The 23,515-nt window shown below is 42.1% G+C and carries 16 protein-coding genes and 1 tRNA gene; 8 read left to right on the top strand and 9 right to left on the bottom strand.

Going from position 1 to position 23,515, the window contains the following annotated elements:
• Positions 1-3: 3 nt before the first annotated feature.
• On the top strand, positions 4-429 hold the full coding sequence (locus tag NXR94_RS14630) for a hypothetical protein (protein WP_258105406.1): 426 nt from the start codon (positions 4-6) through the stop codon (positions 427-429).
• Here NXR94_RS14630 and NXR94_RS14625 read toward each other — a convergent pair.
• Positions 426-1,103 carry an SDR family NAD(P)-dependent oxidoreductase gene (locus tag NXR94_RS14625; protein WP_258105405.1) on the bottom strand — a complete coding sequence of 226 codons (678 nt, stop codon included), beginning with the start codon at positions 1,101-1,103 and terminating at the stop codon, positions 426-428. The two genes, NXR94_RS14630 and NXR94_RS14625, sit on opposite strands and share 4 nt — an antisense overlap.
• A gap of 29 nt (positions 1,104-1,132) precedes the next feature.
• Between NXR94_RS14625 and NXR94_RS14620 the strand changes: the two genes are divergently transcribed.
• Complete coding sequence (locus NXR94_RS14620; RefSeq protein ID WP_258105404.1) at positions 1,133-1,462, top strand: MGMT family protein; 330 nt, start codon at positions 1,133-1,135, stop codon at positions 1,460-1,462.
• Positions 1,463-1,464: 2 nt separating this feature from the next.
• Here NXR94_RS14620 and NXR94_RS14615 read toward each other — a convergent pair whose 3' ends face one another.
• The 3 genes from NXR94_RS14615 to NXR94_RS14605 are packed head-to-tail and all read right to left on the bottom strand — an operon-like array spanning position 1,465 to position 3,490.
• Positions 1,465-1,797, bottom strand: a complete 333-nt coding sequence (locus tag NXR94_RS14615; protein ID WP_258105403.1) for a type II toxin-antitoxin system PemK/MazF family toxin — start codon at positions 1,795-1,797, stop codon at positions 1,465-1,467.
• Complete coding sequence (locus NXR94_RS14610) at positions 1,794-2,027, bottom strand: ribbon-helix-helix domain-containing protein (protein ID WP_258105402.1); 234 nt, start codon at positions 2,025-2,027, stop codon at positions 1,794-1,796. Before NXR94_RS14610 ends, NXR94_RS14615 begins: the two co-directional genes overlap by 4 nt.
• Positions 2,028-2,053: 26 nt before the next feature.
• Positions 2,054-3,490 (bottom strand): sodium:solute symporter, encoded by a 1,437-nt coding sequence (locus NXR94_RS14605; protein WP_258105401.1) that lies wholly within the window; start codon positions 3,488-3,490, stop codon positions 2,054-2,056.
• An 86-nt stretch (positions 3,491-3,576) separates the two neighbouring features.
• On the opposite strand from NXR94_RS14605, the gene NXR94_RS14600 reads away from it, so the two are divergent.
• Both NXR94_RS14600 and recR read left to right on the top strand, forming a co-directional pair.
• Positions 3,577-3,858: an ATP-dependent Clp protease adaptor ClpS gene (locus NXR94_RS14600; protein ID WP_258105400.1), complete on the top strand. Its 282-nt coding sequence runs from the start codon at positions 3,577-3,579 to the stop codon at positions 3,856-3,858.
• Complete coding sequence (recR, locus tag NXR94_RS14595; RefSeq protein WP_258105399.1) at positions 3,859-4,470, top strand: recombination mediator RecR; 612 nt, start codon at positions 3,859-3,861, stop codon at positions 4,468-4,470.
• On the opposite strand, the gene NXR94_RS14590 is transcribed toward recR, so the two are convergent.
• Positions 4,467-4,646, bottom strand: coding sequence for a hypothetical protein (locus tag NXR94_RS14590; protein WP_258105398.1), 180 nt, complete (start codon positions 4,644-4,646; stop codon positions 4,467-4,469). The genes recR and NXR94_RS14590 overlap by 4 nt on opposite strands.
• Positions 4,647-4,871: 225 nt before the next feature.
• On the opposite strand from NXR94_RS14590, the gene NXR94_RS14585 reads away from it, so the two are divergent.
• The gene (locus tag NXR94_RS14585) at positions 4,872-16,064 is read left to right on the top strand and encodes a PQQ-binding-like beta-propeller repeat protein (RefSeq protein ID WP_258105397.1); all 11,193 of its coding nucleotides are present in this window, start codon (positions 4,872-4,874) and stop codon (positions 16,062-16,064) included.
• 604 nt (positions 16,065-16,668) lie between these two features.
• Here NXR94_RS14585 and NXR94_RS14580 read toward each other — a convergent pair.
• From NXR94_RS14580 to mltG, 4 genes are all read right to left on the bottom strand, one after another.
• A tRNA-Ser gene (locus NXR94_RS14580) sits at positions 16,669-16,753 on the bottom strand.
• A gap of 282 nt (positions 16,754-17,035) precedes the next feature.
• Entirely contained in the window at positions 17,036-18,010 is a 975-nt protein-coding gene (locus tag NXR94_RS14575; RefSeq protein WP_258105396.1) for a YihY/virulence factor BrkB family protein, read from the bottom strand.
• The gene (locus NXR94_RS14570) at positions 18,003-18,410 is read right to left on the bottom strand and encodes a thioesterase family protein (protein WP_258105395.1); all 408 of its coding nucleotides are present in this window, start codon (positions 18,408-18,410) and stop codon (positions 18,003-18,005) included. The genes NXR94_RS14575 and NXR94_RS14570 overlap by 8 nt, the downstream gene beginning before the upstream one ends.
• Positions 18,411-19,445 (bottom strand): endolytic transglycosylase MltG, encoded by a 1,035-nt coding sequence (gene mltG, locus NXR94_RS14565; protein WP_258105394.1) that lies wholly within the window; start codon positions 19,443-19,445, stop codon positions 18,411-18,413.
• A 94-nt stretch (positions 19,446-19,539) separates the two neighbouring features.
• On the opposite strand from mltG, the gene NXR94_RS14560 reads away from it, so the two are divergent.
• From NXR94_RS14560 to NXR94_RS14550, 3 genes are all read left to right on the top strand, one after another.
• On the top strand, positions 19,540-20,169 hold the full coding sequence (locus NXR94_RS14560; protein ID WP_258105488.1) for an L-threonylcarbamoyladenylate synthase: 630 nt from the start codon (positions 19,540-19,542) through the stop codon (positions 20,167-20,169).
• Positions 20,169-20,801, top strand: a complete 633-nt coding sequence (locus NXR94_RS14555) for a WbqC family protein (protein WP_258105393.1) — start codon at positions 20,169-20,171, stop codon at positions 20,799-20,801. Before NXR94_RS14560 ends, NXR94_RS14555 begins: the two co-directional genes overlap by 1 nt.
• Before the next feature lie 103 nt (positions 20,802-20,904).
• Complete coding sequence (locus tag NXR94_RS14550; RefSeq protein ID WP_258105392.1) at positions 20,905-23,454, top strand: ATP-dependent Clp protease ATP-binding subunit; 2,550 nt, start codon at positions 20,905-20,907, stop codon at positions 23,452-23,454.
• Positions 23,455-23,515: the final 61 nt, after the last annotated feature.

The following is a 23,515-nucleotide window of genomic DNA, read 5'->3' as shown; positions in this document are numbered from 1 at the left end:
GCTATGAGGTTAATTTTTCTTTTGTTTTTAATGCTGGCTACCGATCCTCCCTTTGAGGGTTGGGATACCTTAAGTAAGCTCAAGATAGACCGTCAATTTGATGAAATTTTGAGCGAATCAATTGATGTTCCTATCTTCTCAGATGACCTGAAAGCATTTGACGGTAAAATTATTGAGCTTGAAGGTTATGTCATTCCGCTACAGTCCAGGGCCAATCAAGAGTACTTCGTACTTTCCCGTTTCCCATACAGCTCTTGCTTTTTCTGTGGTAATGCCGGGCCGGAGACGGTCGCAGAGGTCTATACCCCGGAAACTACTCGCTTTAAAGACGAAAAGGTGAAGATCAAAGGACGTCTCCGTCTCAATGCAGGCAGCCCTTTACATCTTTTTTATATAATCGAAGAAGCTGAAGTTGAGAAGGTAGACTAACTATTACCATATAACTTAAGCACCGTGTCCCGTAGCTTATTTCCCTTTTCCGAGATGAGGAAATAGATACTTTCAGCGATAGATTCGGGAGTCACCCAGTCAGAGAAATTGGCTTTTGGCATAGCTTCACGGTTGACCGGTGTATCGATGATGCTTGGGATGATGACAGAGGTTTGAATATAATCATCCTGACCGGTTTCATTGAGCAGCTCAGCTAATTTCATGACGGCATTTTTCGAAATCGTGTAAGGAAGCATAGCGGCACCGCCCCCTTCCAATGCAGGTTTGGCTCCCACCACCACCATCTTTCCACCTCCGTACAATTTCAAGTGAGGATATAAGTTTTTGGTGCAGTGAAAGGCAGTCAAAAAATTGAGGTTAAACATCTTGTGAATGTCTTTATCCTCAGTGTTTTCGATATTGCTCATTCCGAAGCCCCCAACCAAAAAAATACCCGCAATTATCGTATCATATTTCTTAAATGCTCTTTTAAAGAATTCCTTTGATGAATCTGGGTTGGTGAGATCCGCCTCGAAATAGTCTACACCATCGTCAGGTGTGCTTCTGCCTGGTGTAGAAGAGCCAAGGACGTGATAGCCTTCGCTGATAAATTTTTTTGCCACGGCTGATCCGAGATTGCCAGTGGTACCGGTTATAATTATGTTTTTGCTCATCTTTGAATTGTTGGGTGTTATTCAAAGTTATGGCAAAAGATCAATCCGGTTTTTTCAATGATATCTATGAAGTCGCAAAGCTCATTCCCAGAGGGAGAGTGACCAGCTATGGGGCCATCGGGGAATACCTTGGATTAAAAAGTAGTGCCAGAATGGTGGGTTGGGCCATGAACGGCGCTCCGGAGGGCGTGCCCGCACATCGCGTGCTTAACCGAAAGGGACTTTTGACCGGAAAGCATCACTTTGCTACTCCAACCCGAATGCAGGAGTTACTCGAGGCTGAAGGAATTAATGTGATAGACGATCAGGTGGTGGGTTTTGAAAAACTATACTGGGAACCGATCAAGGAGTTGTTGTAGCGTCAATACCTGAGAATATCATCCAAACTATTTTTGAGTTGTGTCAACTGGTCCTGCGTGATTTTTCCAACTTTTCTGACCAACCTGAATTTTGAAACAGATCGAATATGAAAAATAAGTGTTTCAGAAGGAGAAGTAAGGTTGTTAACATTGTCCGGCTGGAGTATTATATTTCCTTTATAGCCTTTTACATTGGAGGTCAATGGGCATACAATCACCACTTGCAACAACTCATTCATCATATTACCACTCAGAATGACTACAGGACGTGTGCCGTTCTGTTCGGACCCTTCAGTTGGGTCAAGCGAGGCAATCCAGATTTCTCTTTGCTTCACTCTTCGATTTGTTTGAAATAATCTGCCATGCCCTCTTCGGCGATATTCATAATATCAACATCCTGACCGGCCTGCTTGTAAGATTTGATGTATTCAGCTTTATTGAGTTGATCCAGGTAAATAGTCAGCGCTTTTTCAATCAGCTTATTTTTTGGAATAGAGAGTTCAGTAGCCTTTTTATTAAGCTCTTGGAGTAGGCGATCCGGTAGTGAACTGGTGAATGTGGTCATTTTATATTTATAAAATGTAAATATAATTAATACTTACGTATTGTAGCTAATCCCACAAAGGTCAACAGTCCATTTAGGATCAATATCTCAAAACCGAATTTATAGCCGCCTAGCCAGGCCACAGAGTTTAGATTGATGATATAGGAAAGTATCGGGCTGATCAGACAGACGGCAGGCACATATTGATCTTTGAGTTGCCATTTGGTGAAAATCCCAAAAGCAAATAGTCCCAATAGGGGGCCATAAGTATACCCGGCAGCTACAAAAACAGCGGTGATCACACTTTGGTCATTGACGGCGTGAAATACCAGAATCACCAAAAACAACACGATTGAAAACCCAAAATGAATGAGCATCCGAAGCTTTTTCCTTTCACCGTAATTTTCTTTGGTGAAGCCCAGGAAGTCAACACAAAAGGACGTGGTCAATGCCGTCAATGCTGAGTCAGCACTGGAATAAGCGGCTGCTACAATCCCAAGAAGAAAGACCACAGCCCCAAGCATGTGAAAATGGTCAATGGCGATGGTAGGGAAAAGGTAGTCGGTCCTTTCGGGAATGGCTATCTGATTGGTCTCTGCAAATTGGAAAAGCAATAATCCCATGCTCAGAAACAGGAAGTTGACTATCACCAGTATGATACAAAACCAAAAGATGTTTTTCTGGGCATCTTTGAGTGTGCGGCAAGTGAGGTTTTTCTGCATCATATCTTGATCCAGTCCTGTCATCACAATGGCTATGAAAGCTCCTGCAAAAAACTGTTTAAAGAAATTTCTGCCGCTTTGCCAGTCCCAATTAAAAATAGTACTTCGCTGATCTTCCATTAATCCGTAGATCATTTCACCCATGCTAAGGTTCATTTCGCCGGTTATGAAAGAAATGCTGATCACTACTGAAGCAATCATAAAGGTGGTCTGAAGGGTGTCTGTCCATACTACTGTTCGAATCCCCCCACGAAAAGTGTAGATCCAGATCAATACCACCGTGGTAAGCACAGAAACCCAAAATGGGAGTCCAAAGGCATCAAAGAATGATATTTGCAGCACCCCTGCCACAAGAAACAAGCGGAAGGAAGAGCCTATGATTCGACTAAGGAGGAAGTAAAACGCACCTGATTTATAGGACCAAAAGCCAAAACGCTGTTCCAGGTAAGTGTAGATCGAAACCAGATTCAAACGGTAATAAATAGGGAGCAGAATATGGCTGATGACCGCATACCCAACCAGGTAGCCGAGGACGACCTGAAAGTAGTGAAAACTACTCGTGCCTACTTCGCCCGGAACGGAGATAAATGTGACCCCCGACAGGGAAGCCCCAATCATTCCAAATGCTACAAGGTACCAGGGAGACTGTCTTTGGGCTGTATAAAAATCCTCATCCGATCCCCCTTTGGATGTAAAATGGGAGATGATAATGAGGATAAAAAAGTAGGTTAATATGATTGTGCCGACGAGTATTGGGCTCATTTGATCAAGGGCTTACGAAACGAAGTTTGCAATATAGATTCTTGTAAGTTATCCACATGCATTAAATTTGCAAGATGGTCACAACTATGGAATTTGATTACGAAATAGAAGAGCTTGTTGAGGTTCTGGAGGACCAGGATAGCGACGAATTTAAGGATCTGGTAGTTCATAATGACGATTTCAATACCTTCGAGCATGTTACCAATACGCTGATCAAGGTATGTAAACACGATGTCCACCAGGCGGAGCAATGCACTTACATTGTTCATTACAAGGGTCGGTGTTCTGTAAAAAAGGGCCCCTTTAATAAGCTGAAGCCGATGAAGGACGGCATAACCGATGCAGGTATCAAAGCCACAATAGAATAGATGGAATATCCGTCCAAGTTGGTCGAAAAGGCCGTAGAAGAAATAGCCAAACTTCCGGGGATTGGCAGAAAGACGGCGCTAAGGCTGGTATTACATTTATTGAAGCAACCAGAAGAGGCCTCAACTTCCCTATCCTCATCACTTACCGAACTTCGGAAAAACATAAAGTACTGCCGTACCTGTCACATCATAGCAGACACAGAAGATTGCACCTGCAAAACAATGTCTCGTGATGTGTCTACAATCTGTGTGGTTGAAGATACCCCTGATGTGCTGGCTATCAGGAATACAGGTCAATACACCGGGCTTTTCCATGTGTTGGGTGGCCGCATTTCTCCTATTGATGGTATTGGGCCTGACAATGTTAAAATAGACTCGCTGGTAGAACGGGTAAAATCCAGTAATGAAGAAGTTAAGGAGATCATTCTAGCCCTTAGTTCTACCATGGAAGGTGATACCACCGCTTTTTATATTACTAAAATGCTGAAGGAAACCGGAGTTAAAGTGACTACCATTGCTCGCGGAATACCGGTGGGTGGTGAGCTGGAATATGCAGATGAGCTGACACTTGGTCGTAGCATCGCTACAAGAACGGCCTTCGAGACAGACTAATACTCTCTTTTCTTTAGTAGGTTGATCCCTAAGAGGATCGCAATACCGAAGCCCAGAATGACAAAGTTATACTTGGGGTCACCTTCAGAATAGCTTTTATAGCTATACCACAGGCTAACAATCATCACGATAGTCAAGCCCACATAACTCAGCTTCTTTAATGTATTTGGATTCATTAGCTGTAAGATACTACCAAGTTAGGGAAAATGGATAGGTAGAGGTATTTCTCCTGCCCGCCACCATGCCGCACGTCCCCTCGGGAATCTTCGATTTGGAACTTAATGAGGGGTTAAGGCCGATCAGATTGGTGTTACAATACCTGAAAACAGGTATTGTACTAACATTGATTAAGCCATACCTTTATTATGCTGATAATATTCTACCGCTTAACTTATCTTACCATGAAACCTCATATTCTACCGCTATTTCTATTGAGTTTGATCTTATCAATTTACACCGTCAGATCTCAGGATTTCGATCGCGATGGTGTAGATGCTGCATTGGATTGTAATGATTCAAGTGCTGCGATTTTTCCAGGTGCTCCCGAAATATTGGATGGAGTAGATAACAACTGCAATGGAGAGGTTGATGAAAATACTGCTCAGGTGTTGGAAAAGCATCTTCCTTCTGTATCAGGACCAGTGTTCTCAATGGTTCATGACTCCGTCAATCACCTGCTATACCTTGGAGGAAGTTTTGCAAAGGCCGGGAGATTTGGTCAATATGGAGTCCCTGTCAGCAAAGAGGAGGGTCAGGTTCCTCTGATATATCCTTATCCGAATTATGCTGTCAACGCTGCTTCCCCGGATGGCTATGGCGGATATTATCTGGCCGGAGGGTTTTCGATCCTGGGGGACTCCACGAGAAGTGGCATTGGTCACATTGATGAAAATGGAATGGTGACAGACTGGGCTGCCGATACAAAAATAATAGGGAGTGTAACTTCAATGCAGATGAATGGAGATAGTATTTTATACTTGGGAGGTTCCTTTTCATCAGTAAATCCTTTAGAAAATACAAGAGGCGCTTTTTTGGATCCTTTAAAGGGAGAATATCTCCCTGAGACTCCGATGTTTAACTCAACCGTACAAGTGTCGAAAAAGGATGAGAAGGGCGGTTTATATGTTGGAGGTTCATTCACTTCAGTAAGTGATTCATCGATTAATAAAATTGTTTATCTAGATGAATTTGGAGAAATAAAAAATGAGGTAGTAGGACTTAATATTGATGGGGCAATTAATAGTTTGGAGGTTGTTGGCGATATGCTATATGTGGGAGGTAGTTTTAAAAATGTAGGTGAAGAGAAGTACGATCGAAGAGGGGTTGCTGGGTGGGATAATCATGGGCTTTTACTACCTGAAACTCCAATTGTCTATGGAACAGTTAATAAAATTATTGATGATAATAAGGGAGGCCAAATCCTTGGAGGTGATTTTTCATATGTTAATGCAGTTCCCGTAGTTGATGTTGCTCATGTAGATTCAACCGGTAAGGTTACAGCAATGCTTAATGATTTCAATCTTGGATATGGAAGTGTAAACGATATCCAATTGTATAATGATACGTTGGTGATCGCCGGGAACTTCAATTTTCAAGATACTCTTGGGACCTACCGAGATTCTCGTGTTGTACGGTTGAATGATTCATTTGAAGTGGATAAAGGTTTCCCAAAAGTGAGTGGTAATGTAAATTCAATAGTTTCAGACAAAAATGGAGGATGGTATCTGGGAGGAAGTTTCAATAAGGTGGGAAATACTAACCAACGTGGTATTGCACATGTTGATGCGGAGGGTAATGTGACTGATTTCATGAGTGATGTGAATTTTTCAGGTCAGGTGAATAGCCTGATTTTGCAGGATCAAGACTTGTATATTGGAGGCAGTTTTAACATTGCTGATGCAACTAATGCAACTACAAACACTCGATCGGGAATAATTTCAACTCGCTCTGGATTATCAATGCCAACATATCCTAAGAGCAATAATTCGGTTAATGCGGTGATTTCTGATGGCAATGGTGGCTGGTTTATGGGGGGGAGATTCGGTTATGTTGGTAACCAGTATCGAAATAAACTTGCACATATCGATAGCGAGGGACGAGTAACTGATTTTTTTGAGGGTCAATATTTAAATAATGATGTAAATGCCCTGGCGCTTGATGGATCAACGTTGTATGTCGGGGGAGCATTCAATATTAACGATACACAAGGAGCTCTAACAAGTTCAAATGGAGCCAAAATAGATAAGAATGGACTTCCGGACTTAGCCTTTCCACGAGTAAGTGGCACGGTAAGGGAGGTTATCGATGATGGAAAAGGAGGGTGGTACTTGGCCGGGGATTTCTCTCGAATTGGTTCTGCCACCACATACAAAGTGGCACGTATCGATGCTTATGGTAACGTGAAGCAGTTTTTAGATGGGGAATCACTTAATGGGTCTGTTGAGTCGCTGGCACTTCAGGATAGTCTGCTTTACATAGGAGGCTCTTTTACCTATACAGATAATCAGAATGGTTTGTCAGGGACTTATGGAACAAAGATTGATGGGATCGGTCTAATTGATAAATCATTTCCAAAGGTTAATGGCTCGGTTTGGGATGCCATTGAGGATGGCAATGGGGGGATTTTCATCGGTGGGCAGTTCAGCAATGTAGGAGGTGTTTCAAGAGATGGTCTAGCGCATATCAACTCCAATGGAGAGGTAAGCGAACTATTTGATAACACGCCACTAGGCGGTGGAGTGTATACCCTAGCCTTGAAAGGAGACAGTCTATTGATAGGAGGTAATTTCAATTTTTCCGGAGATTCCTTGACATTTCCTGACAGTAATGGGGCATTAATTGATCCGGATACAGGTATTCCAATTCAGTCACCGTTTAAAATCAATGGTGACATCAATGCAACCATACCTGATGGCAATGGAGGATGGTATATAGGAGGCAGTTTTTATTCCTCCTCATATGGCTCAGCTAGGTTAGCACATATTGATGCCCAGGGAAATCAGACCGGTTTTTTTCGTTCAACGACTATCGATGGTACAGTATATGATTTGGCACTTTCCGGCAATACGCTTTATGTCACCGGTTCCTTTAGGTACATTCAGGATAGCGAATCGGCGGCGGTGGGGCCTGCAATTAATTATAACAATGGCTCTTTAACCAATCTATTTGGCTCAATTACCTCAGGATACATACAAGACGCTGTTAAAGGGCCGGACGGTTCTTGGTTTTTAGGAGGACGAGATATTCTCATCAGCGGGAGCTCAAATTCCAATGACATTATAAAAATTTCTGCGAACGGTACTCCTCAACAAAATTGGGTCTTTGATACAGATGGACAAATTACTGATCTTATAGTCAGTGGGGATACTGTTTTTGTGGCCGGATCCTTCAATAAGGTAAATGGAGTATCCAAAACTGGCCTTTTGGCATTAGATGCAAATACCGGTCAATTATTGAGTTGGAATCCATCCATTAGCGGATCGGTGAATGAATTTGTGATTAATAATGGATACCTCTACGTTGCGGGCTCATATAGTGCTATTGCCGGCCAATCCATACCTTATCTGTCCAGGTTTAACCTTTCTGATGGGCAGTTGGATGAATCATGGAATATGGCCTTGAATCAATACGTTTTTACCATGGCCTTTAAAGGTGATACCTTGTATATTGGTGGCCAATTTTCAAGTTTAGCGGGTCAATATCGATACAGATTGGGGGGACTTCGTTTGTCGGACAATTCAGTCCTGGACTGGGCACCAAATCCAAATTCTTCCGTAAATGACCTTACGATTTCCGGGGATACCTTATTTGCGGGGGGACACTTCAGTTTTATTGATGGGCAGGAAAGAAAGTATATAGCCGCATTCGATGCCAATACGGGCAATCTGAATGATTTTAATCCCGGAGTTAATGGCGCAGTAAGCGAATTATATGCCAGTGGAAACCTTCTTTATGTCCGCGGAGGGTTCGGATATGTTGCAGGCAGCAGTCGAAATATCGTGGCCGTCATTGATCGAACAACTCAGTTAGCAACTGATTGGAATCCCGGACTAAGTTCAGCTAATCGTATGTATGTTGATGGATCCTCGGTGAGTATATTTAGTGCTTATTCCAATAGAATTAATTTAAAGACTAGAAGTAATGCCTTCTCCATAGATGTCACTTCCAATATCATTTCGGATTGGGATCCCGCGATGGATGCCACCGGTTACAGTATTACGCTGGATAATAGCAATGTTTTGATCGGCGGAGATTTCAAAAGAGTTGGGGTAGATAGTGTCTCAAACTTGACAGCGGTTAATGCCCTAACAGGAATTGTTCAAAATTTTCCGGAAGCAAATGGGCGTGTTAATGATATTATCTATGATGGATCCAACGTTTATATTGGGGGCTCATTTACGGAGGTGGCTGGTAATCTACGGAATCGACTGGCAGCTATTGATGGTGCCTCAGGGAACGTTACTTCATGGGATCCAAATGTTTCGGGGACTATCTATTCCTTGGATACTCTGGCAGGGACGCTGGTAGTCGGAGGTAGTTTCTCACAAATAGGAAGCAATACACATACCAACCTGGCAAAAATTGATTTAGGAACCGCTATCTCCACTGATTGGGCTCCCATTGTTGATCATCCAGTGTTGACGCTGGATGTCGATGGACCAATATGGGTGGGTGGATCATTCACTGAAATTGATGGTAGCAAACGAGAGGGCCTTGCTCGATTTGATCCTTCATCAGGTTTGCTTTCAAGTTGGAATCCAGGAGCTTCTGATAAGGTTAATACTATTCAGGCGAGTGGGAACCTGGTATTCGTTGGTGGAAGTTTTAGAGCTATAGGAGGAAAGCGGACTCAATTTGTTGCTTCATATGATTTGGTCAACGAAGAATTTCATGACTGGTTTCCAATGCCACAAGGTGAGGTTTGGGAAATAGAACATAAAAATAATGATATCTACATAGGTGGGTCCTTTTCATATGTGGGAGGGGAATATAGGAGGAGTTTAGCGTCGATAAACGGTCAAACAGGAGCATTGAATGATTGGAATGCTAATTTTAATGGAAGTCAGGTAAGAAGCATGCTTCTTTCCGGAGATACACTTTATGTAGGTGGATATTTTTCGAGCCTCCAAGGACAAACAAGATATAACCTGGCAGCAATTGATGCACCTACTGCTACCCTGATTGACTGGTCTCCCGATGTTAATTCCTATGTTCACAGTCTGCAAAAATGGGGAAATAGCCTGTTTATTGGTGGACAGTTTAATGTGGTAGACGGTTCGTCCAGAGAAAGAATTGCTCAGTTTGATTTGTCTACCGGATCATTGACCGATTGGGATAAAGGATCAAATGGATCAGTGTATGATTTGCATATAAAAAACGACACCCTCTTTGTTGGAGGATATTTTTCATTTTTAGCTGGATCAAGTCGAAAAAATGCCGGGGCATTTGATGCTCGTGATGGCAAATTATTGGATTGGAATCCATCTTTTTCAAATAACGTCTTGACCATTGAAAGCTTACAAAACCAATATTTTGTAGGTGGAAATTTCAATACGACAGGTGTATTTTATTATCACAAACTGGCTGCCCTGGATACTTCAACAGGAAGGTTTATTAAATGGGAGCCTGTTGTGAATAATACTGTTCAGGCATTAGAGGTCAAAGGAGATACGCTTTTTATTGGCGGGATATTTACCACTGTAAATGGGCAAAATGTTGGCAATTTTGCAGCATTGAACCGCAACTCTGGGGCTACGGTCGGAGGCTTACCTCAAATCTCAAGTAACTACGGTACCCGGGTGAATTCGTTGTTTTTGGATAATAACCTTTTATATGTTGGCGGTGAGTTCACAGCCATTGGAGGGTCATCAAAGTCTAATTTAGCTTCAATAGATATATCTACAGGCACTCTCACCGATTGGGCCCCTCAGTTGGATGGTGGTATCCATGCCATTCAGTCACGTAATGATACCATTTTTGTTGGGGGTGAATTCACACAGGTCAATTTAATGTCACGTGGAAATTTTGCTGCTTTTAATAGGCAAACCGGAGACTTAAGTGATCTTTTGATAAATGCTAATGGTCCGATTAATTCTTTCTCTTTGCAAGATAATTACCTGTATCTAGGAGGAGACTTCAATTCAATCAATGGTATTGGCAGATCAAAATTGGCTGAATATGATTTAATGAATGAGACCTTAAACGATTGGAGTCCCGGTGCCAATGGAGAGGTACTCAGTGTAAGCGCCAATGACTCTGTAATTTTTGTAGGGGGAGCATTTAACCAAATAGGTGGAAGCCAGAAAAAGTATCTTATCGCCATAGATACGACAACATCTACCGTTTTAGATATAGACCTCAGTACAGATCAAGTTGTAAAAACGCTGCATCGAGATGATAGTCATTTGTATATTGGTGGTGATTTCACTCAGTTTCAGGGGCAATCGAGACCATATGTGGCTCAAATGGATCTAAATGAACTGTCAGTGACCTCCTGGAACCCACTTCCGAATGCGTCGGTCAAAGCCATTAACTTGGAAAATGGCATGGTGCATTTAGGCGGTGATTTTACCGAAGTGGGAGGGCAATCACGTAGTCACTTTGCAGAGGTGCAGGCCTCGGATGGTGCGGTTACTTCTTTTGCTCCGAACCCCGATGGCTCGGTCAATGCGATAATAACCACTCCGGATCAATTGGTACTAGGTGGTCATTATGCCAATATTGATGGGGCTACAAGCGGCGGTCTGGCAGTATTTGATCTTACCACAAAAAACCGTGATCCATGGACTCCATCAATTTCCGGAGCCATTCAAACAATGGCATATCAAAATGATACACTGTATTTGGGAGGTGAATTTTTGGACATTGATGGTGAATCCAGGGCACGTCTCGCTTCCTTTGACTTATCGACAAAACAACTTTTAGATTGGGATCCTGGGGTCAACGGAACTGTCAATTGCCTGGAAGTCTCTGATACCGTTGTTTTCTCCGGAGGAGATTTTTCGCAAATAGGAGGATTTGTACGGTCTAATTTGGCAAAATATGACCTATCAAAGGGAGAAATCAGCAACTGGTCGCCCATAACAAATAGCACGGTTTTTTCAATGGCCATCAATAATGATCGGTTGTACATTGGAGGCTATTTCAGCCTGGTTAATGGAATAAGCCACAATCGAGCCGCGGCCCTTGATATACAAACCGGGAATGTCCTTCCATGGGATCCCCAAATTACTTCTGGTTATTATTCTTACTATGATCGTGTTGAGTCGTTTGTACTCAAATCTGACACCGTTTTTTTAGGAGGGTATTTTACAAATCTGGCGGGTTCATCACGCGCGCATCTAGCTGCCGTGAATGACTCGTCTGGCACCCTGTTGTCCTGGAATCCGGTTGTAAATTCTGTCGTTGAAGCGATGGAGCTTAAAGGTGATAGTCTAATTATTGGAGGATCATTCAGTCAGGTGTCCGGCCAACCCAGAAGTCGATTCGCAATGTTTGACTTAAAGTCGGGTAACCTGATTGGGGAGGATATTCCATTCAATAACACAATAAACGCCTTTGACATTTCTAATGACACGCTTTTTGTTGGAGGAACCTTTACTACAGCTGATGGTGAAGAGAGAAGGGGAATAGCCAGTATTGATCTAAAAAATAGCTCGATTTTATCAGCTATTACAACCACAAATGGTCAGGTATTATGTATTGATAAAACAGGTGATGACTTGATGTTGGGTGGCTCCTTTTCTGTAGTTGGGGCAACTTACTACCAAAACCTTATAGCTTATGATATGGGTGATTCCATGGTTCTATCAGGATGGCGGCCTAACCCAAATCAAATTGTTAATGACCTTGAAATTACAAATGAGGAGCTCTTGATTGGCGGGAATTTTACTTCGATTGCCAATGAAAACCGATCTTATCTGGCCAGTTTTAACCTGCCATCAATGGATATTTCCGGTTGGGCACCACAGGTAAGTAGCCAGATTATGGATATTGAAACAACATTTGATCGGATATTTGTAGGCGGTTATTTCACGGAAGTTGATGGGCTTAGTAGAAGTCGAATGGCATCCTTTGATCGTGCATCAAAAACTCTGGAAGACTGGGTTTTCGATGCGAACAATTATGTTCTTAAGCTGGAAAGTTCGGCCAACTCACTTTTTATCAGTGGGGCTTTCACGGAGTTAAATAGCATGTCGCGAAACTACATGGCTGAAATTGACCTGACAACAGATAATATCACCACTTTTAATCCTTCACCAAGCGGTATAGTCAGAGACATGTTTGTTAAAAATGATACTTTATATACCGGAGGAGATTATACTGTTTTCGGTGGCAAATCTAGAAATTATGCTTCTGCCTTAAAGCTTTCGGATTATTCATTACTTCCATGGGATCCATGCATGAATCAAAGAGTATTAACAGTCAGCTCAATAGGGGAGGAAATATATGTTGGTGGGCAATTCAGTTCGGTTGGTGGTGTTTCCAGATCAAATTTATTCGCATACGATTTGGTTGAAAAACAAGTTACCGACTGGGATGTCCCTACGAATGGAGTAGTCACATCTATTTTGAGATCAGCAGATAGCTTGTTTGTTGGAGGAGGTTTCTCTTTCGTCGGGCAGGAACCTAGAGGGAGACTCTTTTCTGTGAATTTGTCCACCGGAAACATCAGCGATTGGAATCCGGCATTAAATAATACTGTTACCTCAGGGGTTATTTGGGAGGATCAACTGATTGTAGGCGGGTCTTTCACGGATGCGAATGGAACTGCCAGGTCGAGGTTGGCGGGGTTTGACCTCTTGACAGGCCAATTGAATTCGCTTGATTTTCCTGTTAGTGGCAGTGTTGAAAAAGTGGCCATCAAGAATGACAGTTTAATAGTAGGTGGATATTTTTCTCAAATTGCAGGTATTGCACAAAACCACTTGGCTGCTATTGACTTGGGAGATAATCTGCTATTACCATGGAATCCTGAGATTGATAATCGAGTGAGAGCAATTGATTTCCAAGACAGTGATTTATATATCGGGGGTGATTTTACTCAGGTATCTGGAATAAATCGAGGTCGAGGAGCTGCATTTAATGGAAATGAAGAACTCACAAAATGGAATCCATCAGCTAGTTCATCGATTTATACAATTACCGGTTTGGGTAATAAAATATTCGTTGGAGGATCATTTAATTATATAGGAGGGAAAAGTGCAAATAACTTCATGGCACTTGATCTTGTTGAGGGTGATTTTGTCCCTACGTCAATTGAAACTAATGGTGTGATCAATGATATGGAAATCGATGGAGACACTTTATACCTGGGTGGCAATTTTACAAAGGTGAATTCAGCCGACCGATTGCGTGCGGCTTCTTATAATTTAAATTCCGATGAATTAACGGACTGGGCCCCAGAGGCCAATGGGAATATTAACACCATTGCTGTGGCAGGGAATCAAGTATATCTGGGCGGCCAGTTTTCGGCTATTAATGGGGAGCCAAGGAATCGACTGGCTTCAATTTCAATCCAGGATAGTACGCTTAATGCCTATAGTCCAATAGGGACTATATACTCAGTCAGAGATCTTGAAGTCCATAATGATCTTTTGTATGTGGCGGGTGATATCTATAGTTATGAGGGACAGAACCGGACAGGTCTTGTAGAAATAAATACTGAAACGGGTGAACTTACAGACCGGGATTTCCAATTAAATAGTTCGGCATATAAAATTGAAGTAGCTAATGACACCCTTTATGTTGGTGGATGGTTTAACTATGCTCGCAATGAACAGCGGAGGTATTTGGCCTCTTTTGATTTGATTGAGGATACGTTATTAGCATGGAATCCATCACCAAGTTATGCTCCAACTGTATTGGAGTCTGGAGTTGAGGATGTTTTTGTTGGAGGAATTTTTATTAACATAGGAGGAGTGTCCAAAAGTGGACTGGCAGCAATTGATCTCGTAACAAGGGAATTAATAGATTGGGAGCCTGCCGTTTCGGGAATCGTGAAACAAATGGTTTTGGCTAATGATCAACTATACGTCGGAGGGTCTTTTGTCTCCATAGACGGGCAATCAAGGAATAATATCGCTTCATTTGATACTTCAACAGGGAATTTGTTGGAATGGAGTCCGCAAATAAATTCTAATGTTGAAGCCATGCATCTGGTTGATGACCAACTTTATGTTGGAGGTGGATTTACACAGATTGATGGTAATGAGCGCCGATTTCTGGCTTCCTTTAACGCTGTAGACGGAGGACTTAATTCACTTTCAAGCAATATTAACTCTACGGTATTGACCATTGGAGCCAAAGGAGATTCGTTGATGATAGGAGGATATTTTAATCAAATTGATGGTGAAAGTCGTAACTATTTGGCGATGCTAAACCGCGCTAATGGGGCATTGCTGGGATGGAATATATCTCCAAATAATGTTGTGTTTGATCTCTCGGTAAGAGATGATATGGTATTTGTTGGTGGAGCTTATTCCCAGATAGGTGGAGAGGCACGTACTTATTTGTCTTCATTTGACCTTTCTAGGGATACTTTGACAGGCTGGAGCCCGAAACCGAAAAGTTATGTGTATAAAGTTGAAGCTTTGGGAGGTCATCTGTATGTTGGCGGGGTGTTTAGCCATATGAACAACCAATATACCGGTAATGCAGTGAGATTTGATAAGGACTCCTTGTTACTCTCTTCCTGGAGAGGTGGTTCTACTAGCTCTTATTACAATCCTGCTAGAGATTTCGAATTGATGGGTGATACTCTGTTTGTTGCTGGTGAGTTTAGAGATTTGGCAGGAATTCCTGGTACGGAATATCTGGGCGCAGTGAGAGATATTTCAATAAGGCCTCAACAGATTACATTTGATTCCCTCAGTGATCAGGTTTATGGTAATGGTTCATTTGTGCTTTCTGCTTCAAGCTCCTCAGGATTGCCGCTGGTATTTAGCAGTACCGATGAAAGTATCATTGCCATAGGTGGTGATACAGCTACAATTAAAGGAGCAGGATCGGCGGCTATTATTGTTAACCAGGAAGGAAACGATCAATTTGCCCCAGTTCGATCGGTACAGGATATTGTAGTAGATAAAGCCTTATTGACGGTTACTGCCAGTGATGTGACGGTTGGTCAGGGGGATTCGTTTCCTGAGTTGCTAATCACAATAGAAGGTTTTGTTCATGATGATGATGCGCTGGTAATTGATGAACTTCCGGTAACCTCTACATCGGTGACTTCTACTGAAACTGATGGAGTATTTGATATTGAGGTGAGTGGTGGATATGATAATAACTATAAGTTCAGCTATGTGAATGGAACTTTAACTATTGAAGTATCAGCGGAAGAAGTGCTGGACATGATCGCTGAATCGAATATTTCAATTTATCCAAACCCTGTTTTCACTACATTTTCATTAAATGGCCATGGTTCTGAAATTAAAAAGTTAATGATCATTGATATGAACGGTAAGATTCTAAGGCAGTTCATGGCCAATGCGGAAAATAGCTATGACCTGTCAGATTTTAATCCGGGTATTTTTATGCTTGTGATAGATAATGGAGCTTCACTCAAGGTGGCAGGAAAATTGATAAAGGATTAAATCCGACATAAGGGGACTTTAAATTAGATAAAACCCCGTGAGCCTCGCCGGTTTTTTTACTTGCCCGGTTGGTTAAAAGCCAAAAGAGGATGCTGAATGAGTGTTTCATAATACATATTGGTTCAAAAGGGTGAATTTTAGCGTATTTGAGAGGGATCGAGGGTTTGAATCCCTATATAAATAGGATCAAGCAATAAAGTTGTTGGAAGGTTGTACTTATCAATGAAAACCACTGGAAGAACTATAAGAAATCAATTTACTAATTTGGAGTCAACCTATTTCAGGACGGTACACTATTGAATTTGAATTTCCGGAATTACTTCACAGCCTTGATTTTTGGCTTCCGTTTGCATCAAGGCAAATGGAAGGGATATTCAATCTTGGGAGGAGATGTGGAAAAGCGATATCCCACTATCCATAGGATATCCTCACTGACACTGGATGACCCAGTGCAGAATTTATCCTGCTTTTTTAAAATATTAAGTTTCTTAGACAGTCCACAGGTTTTCGGATTGATCTCTTTTTTGCTTCTTTCCATTCCTAAAACACGTTTTGAAATGTTCAGAAACAAAAAACCCTGACAAAATTTGTCAGGGCTTGCTTGCAGAGGCGGAGGGATTCGAACCCCCGGTACCTCGCGGTACAACGGTTTTCAAGACCGCCGCATTCGACCACTCTGCCACGCCTCTGTAGTCTCTGCAATGTTGTTAGTAACCTTCTGTTACTCTAATATTTTATTAAGGCGGGTCCGCCGCATTCGACGGGGACGCCTAGTCCACTCTGCCACGCCTCTGTAGTCTCTGCAATGTTGTTAGTAACCTTCTGTTACTCTAATATTTTATTAAGGCGAGAACGCCTTTGCTATCTTTGCAAATCAGCGATTGAACAATAACTGCCGCTCAATATCCGATTTGGGAACGCAAAAATAATGGATCAGATGAATTAGGCAATTACTGAGCGTAAAATCTTTCTTAATCTTTTTCCTTATCGTAAACTTCACTGCTAGCCGCACGATCAATACTCGCATTGAATTCAAAGCCCAACAGCAAAATGGCTGACATTAAGTACTGCCAAACCATCAAGCCGATCATACCTCCAATGGACCCGTACAGCTTATTGTACGTTCCAAAATTGGTGATGTAATAAGAAAAACCAAAGCTTGTGGCAAGGCACAACAGGGTAGCCAAAAAGGATCCCATCGAGAAAAACCTCCACTTGTCATGTATGGCAGGTCCCCAGTAATAGATGGAGGCAATGGCCGAATAAAAGGCAGCCATGATGACCACAAACCGTAAGGGAAGTACAAAATAATTTATAAAGTCGGTTGAAATGTTCGTAAAGTCCAGCAACCAATCAATCACTAATTCCCCAACGATTAGCAGTAGGATGGATAGTATAAAGGCAGTCGCCAAAAGCAATGTGATGAAAAGTGCAATGAACCTGGTCTTAACAAAGGATCTCCTTTCAACTGTTTTATAGCTCACATTAAAAGAATTCATCAATGAATTTACCCCGTTTGTGGCCAAAAACAATGCGAAGAGTACACCGAAGGAGATTAGTCCTTCACGCCGTATTTCCAGGGTGTCATTGATCGTGCTTTCCGTGACCTCCCAAAGACTGGCAGGCAATACACCCTCTAGAAAGACCTTAGTTTCTGCCGCCGAAATACTCGGTATCATCGTATGAACAAAAGGTATCAGGGCGAACATGAAAATGATACTGGGAAAAAGCGACAGCGTAAAATTGAAAGCTACGCCATAGGCCCGTTCAAATAGGTGGTGGTCTCCGACCTTATCTATGAAGATAACACAGGTACGGTACAAAGAAGCTTTACCATGTCTCAAATGGATGGACTTCAGTAGTTGTACCAACCGGATATACCATCCCGTATAGCTAAGATGGCGATGAAGCTGCTGGCGGGTCCTTAAATGTCTTTTACTAGTCAAAATAGGTCTTTAGAAGTTTATTTACTTCCGCTGGTATGCGTGTCGCTTTTCCGGTTTCCATATTCATAAAAACCAGGGTTGTCTCTCCAGTATTTATCAGTGCTCCATGTTGGTTGGTTACTTCGTAGGTGAACCGAATTCGTGCCTTGGGCATTTCTGGTATGGCCAGCTTAATGGTCAGAAGATCATCGTATTTTGCCGGTTGCAAATATTTAATCTGGTATTCCAGAACCGGCATCCCAACACCCTCTTCCTCCATTTTTTTATACGGATACCCCAAATGTCTAAAGGCTTCCACACGGGCTACTTCAAAATAGGTAGCATAATTGCCGTAATAAACATAACCCATTTGATCCGTTTCTGCATATCTGACGCGTATTTGTGTGTCGTGATGGTACATCTATCTGTAAATTCTTTGCTTGTTAAGTGCCTGTTGAAACCTTCTTGCATTGGCGTTATGCTCACTCAGGGTTTTGGCAAAAACGTGATAACCTGAAAAATCCTCTTTTGCGCAAAAATATAAATAGGAATGCTCTTCTGTATTTAGCACGGCTTCAATCGCAGAAATAGAAGGCATCATGATTGGCCCCGGAGGCAACCCTCTATATTTATAAGTATTGTATGGAGAGTCTATCTTTTTGTGGACATCGAGTACCCGGCGAATGGTAAAATCTCCTACAGCAAAAACGAGTGTCGGATCAGCCTGAAGATGATAGCCTCTTTCCAGGCGATTCAGGTAAACACCTGAAATTCGGGGAGCTTCATCCATAAAGTTCGTCTCACTATCAACAATACTGGCCAATGTGGAAACCTTTACCGGCGTTAAGTTTAAGGCTTGGGCTTTATTTCTTCTTTCCTCATTCCAGAACTTATCATATTCGGATTTCAGTCTGTTTAATATTTCCGTTGCCGAAGCGGTCCAGTAAACCTCATAGGTGTTCGGCAGGAACATGCTAATAAAAGTTTGCTTATTAAACCCATAAGCTTCCGCTACGCTGTCAGAGGCCAATAGTGCTTGCATGTCCACCGAGTCGATCGCCAGGTTGTCAGTCAGTTTGGATGCCAGGTCTTCGAGTTTCCTTGCATTGCTGAAAGTCAACTTGATAGGGGTTTGCATTCCGGCTCTGAGCATGTTGATTGCATCATTATTGGACATGTCCTTTTTCAAGAGGTACATACCCGGCTTAATCAACTTGTCATAGTCTTTTAATCTTGCCAAAAAGCTAAATGAAATGAGATCATTGACTATATTCTGTTTGTACAATTGGTCCTGGAGCTCCTTAAAAGTAGTGCCAGGATAAATTGGGAAATATTGATCGCCCTTATCTACCAGTATATTAGGTGTAAAGAAGATTTGGTAAGCATAAAATGAAAATGACGATAAAAAGATGGTAAAGACCACTATGGCTATCGACAAAATTTTGATCCTTTTCATACAGAGGGGTTCAAATGATAGCGGCAAAAATAGACAAGACTTTTTTGTTTGGGATGTAAACCAAGCCGTGTAATTTTCCGGTATAAATATTTAGCTGATGGCTGAGTTCATAAAAATGTATCAGGAAAATCCGGACCCGAGGAAAATTGCTCAGGTCGTGGATGTCCTACGCGATGGCGGGGTGATTATTTATCCCACAGATACAGTCTATGGTCTGGGCTGTGATATTTTTAATCAGAAGGCGATCGAGCGTATTCGGCAAATAAAAGGACTCAAAGGCAAAAGCCTGAACCTTTCGTTTATCTGTTACGACCTCAGCCACATTTCAGAGTATGCCAAACATGTGGATACGCCCATATTCAAATTAATGAAGAGTACCCTTCCGGGGCCCTATACTTTTATTCTGGAGAGTTCCAGTAAGACCCCGAAGATTTTGAATGTGAAAAAGAAAACTGTAGGTATTAGAGTGCCTGACAATAATATCCCAAGAGCCATTGTGAAAGAATTGGGTAACCCGATCATATCCACCTCAGTACATGATCACGATGAGATCATTGATTATGTCACAGATCCTGACCTCATTTATGAGGAGTTTGGAAGCAGGGTAGATTTGGTCATTGACGGAGGAAATGGAGGAGTCAAGCCCAGTACAATCATAGATTGTTCCTCTGGTTATCCGGAAGTGATCCGGGAAGGGTTGGGAGAAGTTGATTTTGTGGGTTAATGGGAGATAAGTTACTTATTGAACCACATTATTTAGGAAGTCTGGAGTACTACACACTGCTCACCAAATACCAGGAAGTCACCCTGGAGATTCACCAAAATTTCACCAAGCAATCCTATAAAAATCGTTGCTACATCCTCACCGCTCAGGGAGTTATGCCCCTGATGGTTCCTGTGAAGTTTGGAAATCGAACGCCCTACAAGGAAGTGAAAATCGACAACACCCAAAGCTGGAAACGAGATCATTGGGGAGCGATCTATTCGGGCTATGGCAAATCCCCTTTCTTCGAATACTTTGCTGATGACCTTCAGCACATCCTTCAGATCAAGCATGACTTTTTGCTAGACTTAAATGTAGATTTCATGACTTTCTGTCTGAAAGTTCTTCGAGTGAATATTACATTTGATTTTACAAATGAGTATATTCAAACGTCAGAAAGCTCATATACTGACTTTAGGGAAGTATTGCACCCCAAAAAACACTTCGCCGACCGAAAAATTTATATCCCTAACTCATATGGGCAAAACTTTGGCAATGAATTTGCCCCAAACTTGAGTATCCTTGATTTGATGTTGATGATGGGAACCGAGTCGGTTGACATTTTGCGAAAATCTGAATTTAGCAAAGGCTGAACATTTCCGAAACGCATTGTGTTTTTAACCTCAGATGATGATGGGATTTGACTTATTTAAGTCTTAAATTTACTTAAACCACTTATTGACTAAATCCATGTCTATGGAAGCAAAGTTTTCAAATAGAGTAAAAGAGGTCATCAGTCTGAGTCGCGAAGAGGCGCTTAGATTGGGACATGATTATATTGGGACAGAGCATTTGCTGTTAGGTATGATCCGTGAGGGAGAGGGCGTAGCTGTGGGGCTACTGAAGAAGCTTGGTGTTTCCCTTGAAGAATTGAGATCAGCCATTGAGCAGGCCACTAAAGGTACTGCTACCAGCAATGTGAAAAACCTTGCCAATATACCCTTAACAAGGCAGTCAGAGAAGGTATTGAAGATCACCTACCTGGAAGCCAAAATATTCAAAAGCCAGTTAATTGGTACTGAGCATCTGTTGCTTTCCATACTAAGAGATGAGGATAATTTGGCTACACAGATACTTGACAAGTTTGATGTGAGCTACGACGTGGTGAAGGAGCTATTGGAGTATCAAACCGAAAACCCAATGGCCCAATCTGACACAGATGACGGGGATGAGGATTCAGGAAGAATTTTCGGAGGTTCTTCATCAGGTGGAACCGGTGCAGGAAAAGAGTCAAAAGGTTCTGAAAAATCAAGGACTCCGGTGCTTGACAACTTTGGAAGGGACCTTACGAAACTTGCAGAAGATGACAAGCTTGACCCGATTGTTGGCCGTGAGAAAGAAATTGAACGTGTTGCGCAGATTCTAAGTCGACGTAAGAAAAATAACCCGATCCTCATTGGGGAGCCCGGTGTGGGTAAAACAGCCATTGCTGAAGGACTGGCTTTAAGAATTGTTCAAAAGAAAGTATCCAGAATCCTGTTTGGGAAAAGAGTTGTCACACTCGATCTGGCATCTCTTGTTGCCGGAACAAAATACCGCGGACAATTTGAAGAAAGAATGAAAGCGGTTATGAACGAGATTGAAAAATCTCCGGATGTGATCCTATTCATAGATGAGCTTCACACTATCGTTGGTGCAGGAGGGGCTTCCGGTTCTCTGGATGCTTCTAATATGTTCAAACCGGCCCTTGCAAGAGGAGAAATCCAATGCATCGGGGCAACCACTTTGGATGAGTATCGACAGTACATTGAAAAGGATGGTGCGTTAGCTCGTAGATTTCAAATGGTGATGGTGGATGCCACCACTCCTGAGGAGACAATTCAAATACTTGAAAATATTAAGGATAAATACCAGGATCACCACCATGTCAATTATGCTGATGAAGCGATCAAGGCATGCGTGGCATTGTCGGATCGATATATCAGTGATCGATATCTTCCGGACAAGGCGATTGATGTGATGGATGAGGCGGGAGCCAGGGTGCATATTAATAATATTAACGTACCTACTGAGATCGTACAGCTAGAGGCTCAGATTGAGGATATCAAAAAGGAGAAAAATCAGGTTGTGAAGAGCCAAAAATATGAAGAGGCCGCACAGCTTAGAGATAAAGAAAAAAAGCTCATTGCTCAACTCGAGCATGAGAAAAACCGATGGGAAGAAGAAACCCGAACCAAGCGTTATGATGTCACGGAAGATAATGTGGCGGAAGTAATCGCGATGATGACGGGTATTCCAACCAAACGTATCGCTCAGAATGAAAGTGAGAAGTTGCTCACTATGAATACCGAGCTTACAGGACGAGTCATCGGTCAGGAAGATGCTGTGAAAAAGCTGACAAAAGCGATCCAGCGTACGCGTGTAGGATTGAAGGATCCTAGAAAACCGATTGGTTCATTCATCTTCCTGGGACCAACTGGTGTGGGTAAAACGGAGATGGCCAAAGTGCTTTCTTCTTATCTTTTTGATAAGGACGATTCACTCATCAGAATTGATATGAGTGAGTACATGGAGAAATTCTCGGTTTCAAGATTGGTAGGAGCGCCTCCGGGATATGTGGGATATGAAGAAGGTGGTCAGCTAACCGAGAAGGTAAGAAGGAAACCTTATTCAGTGGTATTGCTTGATGAGATTGAAAAGGCTCACCCGGATGTCTTTAATATCCTGCTTCAGGTATTGGATGATGGGATATTAACAGATGGTCTGGGAAGAAGAGTTGACTTCCGAAATACCATTATTATTATGACTTCCAATATTGGGGTCAGAGACTTGAAGGATTTCGGAGCAGGTATTGGGTTCAGTACTCAATCCAAGCGTGAGTCGACAGATGAGATTATGAAGTCTACGATCCAGAATGCCTTGAAAAAGGCCTTCAGCCCGGAATTCTTGAATAGGCTAGACGATGTGATTGTATTCAACTCACTTGAAAGAGAGCATATTCATAAGATCATTGATATCACGTTGGGTAAACTATTCGTGAGAATCACTGACCTTGGATACAATGTTGAATTGACACCGAAAGCGAAAGATTTCTTGTCTGATAAGGGATATGATCCACAGTATGGAGCAAGACCTTTGAACAGGGCCATTCAAAAATATTTAGAAGACCCTGTGGCAGAAGAGATCCTTAAAGGAGAAATCCAGGAAGGTGACACGATTGTTGCAGATTGGGATGGTAAATCTGAGGAGTTGAAACTGAAGGTGAAAAAGAAAAAGGCACCACAGGAAAACAAAGAGAAAGAATAATTACTACTGATTAATAGAAAAGGGATCTTATGATCCCTTTTTTTATGCTCTTGAGTGCATT

Origin of the sequence: Marinoscillum sp. MHG1-6 (genome assembly GCF_024714475.1) — a bacterium.
Lineage (GTDB): Bacteria > Bacteroidota > Bacteroidia > Cytophagales > Cyclobacteriaceae > JAMZMI01.
This window is presented reverse-complemented; position numbering and strand designations above follow the sequence as displayed.

Excerpts from the sequence above, each read along its gene's own strand:
- NXR94_RS14630 (WP_258105406.1), top strand. The coding sequence starts at position 4 with ATGAGGTTAATTTTTCTTTTGTTTTTAATGCTGGCTACCGATCCTCCC.
- NXR94_RS14625 (WP_258105405.1), bottom strand. The coding sequence starts at position 1,103 with ATGAGCAAAAACATAATTATAACCGGTACCACTGGCAATCTCGGATCA.
- NXR94_RS14620 (WP_258105404.1), top strand. The coding sequence starts at position 1,133 with ATGGCAAAAGATCAATCCGGTTTTTTCAATGATATCTATGAAGTCGCA.
- NXR94_RS14610 (WP_258105402.1), bottom strand. The coding sequence starts at position 2,027 with ATGACCACATTCACCAGTTCACTACCGGATCGCCTACTCCAAGAGCTT.
- NXR94_RS14605 (WP_258105401.1), bottom strand. The coding sequence starts at position 3,490 with ATGAGCCCAATACTCGTCGGCACAATCATATTAACCTACTTTTTTATC.
- NXR94_RS14600 (WP_258105400.1), top strand. The coding sequence starts at position 3,577 with ATGGAATTTGATTACGAAATAGAAGAGCTTGTTGAGGTTCTGGAGGAC.
- recR (WP_258105399.1), top strand. The coding sequence starts at position 3,859 with ATGGAATATCCGTCCAAGTTGGTCGAAAAGGCCGTAGAAGAAATAGCC.
- NXR94_RS14590 (WP_258105398.1), bottom strand. The coding sequence starts at position 4,646 with ATGAATCCAAATACATTAAAGAAGCTGAGTTATGTGGGCTTGACTATC.
- NXR94_RS14585 (WP_258105397.1), top strand. The coding sequence starts at position 4,872 with ATGAAACCTCATATTCTACCGCTATTTCTATTGAGTTTGATCTTATCA.
- NXR94_RS14570 (WP_258105395.1), bottom strand. The coding sequence starts at position 18,410 with ATGTACCATCACGACACACAAATACGCGTCAGATATGCAGAAACGGAT.
- mltG (WP_258105394.1), bottom strand. The coding sequence starts at position 19,445 with ATGAAAAGGATCAAAATTTTGTCGATAGCCATAGTGGTCTTTACCATC.
- NXR94_RS14555 (WP_258105393.1), top strand. The coding sequence starts at position 20,169 with ATGGGAGATAAGTTACTTATTGAACCACATTATTTAGGAAGTCTGGAG.
- NXR94_RS14550 (WP_258105392.1), top strand. The coding sequence starts at position 20,905 with ATGGAAGCAAAGTTTTCAAATAGAGTAAAAGAGGTCATCAGTCTGAGT.